The organism is Stenotrophomonas sp. 278 (assembly GCF_003935715.1).
GTDB lineage: Bacteria > Pseudomonadota > Gammaproteobacteria > Xanthomonadales > Xanthomonadaceae > Stenotrophomonas > Stenotrophomonas maltophilia_AH.
Window position 1 is genome coordinate 1 of sequence record NZ_RHPP01000261.1, and the last position, 2,343, is coordinate 2,343.

A 2,343-nucleotide genomic window follows, 5' to 3' on the forward strand; every position below is an offset into this window, starting at 1 on the left:
CGCCGACGCCGGCTGAAGCCGCGCAGGCGCGTGAGGAAGCCGCACGCGCGACCGCGTTGCTGACGGCCAATGCGCGCCAGCAGGCGAGCGCCGGTGCAGCAGCCCCGGTTCCTGCGCCGGCCGCACCAACAGCCACAGGCACGGTGACGTCGGCCAGCACGGCCAATGCGGCCAGCAATGCGTTGTCACCGGCTGCCATTCTGGCCGGCCAGCAGACGGCGGCTGTCGTACCCGCGCCGACGCCGACGCCGGCTGCGCCGGTGCAGACTCCGCGTCCGGTCATGCCCAGCGACGCATCACGGATCAAAATGCAATCAGGCATGCGTCCGCTGGTGGTGGCGATCGACCCGGGCCACGGCGGTCAGGATCCGGGCGCAGTGGGCCCCACGGGCAAGCGCGAAAAGGACATCACCCTGGCGGTAGCGCGTGAACTGGCACGGCAGGTCAATGCGACACCGGGTCTGAAGGCGTACCTCACCCGCGACAGCGACGTGTTCATTCCGCTGCCGATGCGCGCGCAGAAGGCGCGTTCGGCGAAGGCGGACATCTTCATCTCGATCCACGCGGACGCGGCGGAAAACCGCGCGGCGAAGGGTTCGTCGGTGTACGTGCTGTCGACCAAGGGCGCATCATCGCAGCGCGCGCGCTGGCTGGCGGACAAGGAAAACGCGGCCGATCTGGTCGGCGGCGTGCGCCTGCAGCAGACCGAGGGCACCCTCGCAAACGTGCTGCTGGATCTGGCCCAGAGCGGTTACATGAAGGCCTCGGAAGACGCCGCGGGTCATGTATTGGGCGGTCTCAAGCGCATCGGCAAGAACCACAAGCCGAACATCGAGCGCGCCAACTTCGCGGTGCTGCGCACCTCGGACATGCCGGCGATGCTGGTGGAAACCGCCTTCATTTCCAATCCAGACGAAGAGCGCCGCCTGATGGACCCGGCTTACCAGCGCCAGATCGCCGGTGCCGTACTGGATGGCGTGCACACCTTCTTCAGCCGCCAGCCGCCGCCGGGCACCCTCTACGCCGCCCGCGCCCAGGCCGAAATAGACGCCGCCAGCACCGTCGCCGGCGGCAGCAAATAAAAACCCGCCTCGGCGGGTTTTTACTCGCCGGCTCCGGATGGACTACCGCTGACACGCATGGCGTGTCACTACAGGGCCACACCACTGCGATGGTTGGCCAACACGGATGAACGAAAACGCCGCTCTTGGCGAGATGCATCCAGAAAAGTCGGACGCCCATTTCGCTATCATCACACCATGAGCATCCGTCAGTTACCCGAAATCCTCATCAACCAGATCGCCGCCGGCGAGGTCGTGGAGCGGCCTGCGTCCGTGGTCAAGGAACTGGTGGAGAACGCACTGGATGCCGGGGCCACCCGTGTCGATATCGATCTTGAAGAAGGCGGCGTGCGGCTGATCCGCATCCGTGACGACGGCGGCGGTATCGCGCCCGAGGAACTGCCGCTGGCGGTGTCGCGTCATGCCACCAGCAAGATCGCCAGCCTGGGCGACCTGGAAGCCGTGGCCACCCTCGGGTTCCGGGGCGAAGCACTTCCTTCCATTGCTTCGGTCAGTCGCTTTACCCTCGCTTCGCGCCGCGCCAGCGACGAACATGGCTCCGCGCTGCAGATCGAAGGCGGCAAGGTCGGTCAGGTGACGCCGCGCGCGCATGCACCCGGAACTACCGTTGAAGTGCGCGAGCTGTTCTACAACGTGCCGGCACGACGCAAGTTCCTGCGCGCCGAACGCACCGAACTGGGCCACATCGAAGAGTGGCTGCGCTCACTGGCGTTGGCACGCCCCGATGTCGAACTGCGCGTCTCGCACAACGGCAAGCCATCGCGCCGCTACAAGCCCGGTGACCTGTATTCCGATGCGCGCCTGGGCGAAACGCTCGGCGACGATTTTGCCGGCCAGGCATTGCGTGTCGATCACAGCGGCGCGGGCCTGCGCCTGCACGGCTGGATCGCGCAGCCGCATTATTCGCGTGCCAGCACCGACCAGCAGTATTTTTACGTCAATGGACGCGCCGTGCGCGACCGCAGCGTCGCCCATGCGGTCAAGATGGCCTACGGCGATGTGCTGTTCCATGGTCGCCAGCCGGCCTACGTGCTGTTCCTGGAGCTGGACCCGACCCGCGTTGACGTCAACGTGCATCCGGCCAAGCACGAAGTGCGCTTCCGCGATTCGCGCCTCATCCACGATTTCGTCTACCGCACGCTGAAGGAAGCCCTGGCCGAAACCCGTGCTGGCATGACCGCAACCGCTGCGGCCGGCGACACGCACGCCGAATCTGTCGCGCCCGCGTACACCGGCACCGCCGCAGGCAGCGGCTACGCGC

The 2,343-nt window shown here is 66.7% G+C and carries 2 protein-coding genes; both read left to right on the forward strand.

All coding sequences use genetic code 11. From position 1 onward, the window contains the following. Positions 1-1,082 (forward strand): N-acetylmuramoyl-L-alanine amidase (locus EGJ34_RS21390; protein ID WP_148100555.1); only part of this gene is annotated, 1,082 nt, incomplete at its 5' end. Between the two features lie 177 nt (positions 1,083-1,259). Next, on the forward strand, positions 1,260-2,343 hold a 1,084-nt coding region (mutL, locus tag EGJ34_RS21395; protein WP_260477095.1), incomplete at its 3' end, for a DNA mismatch repair endonuclease MutL.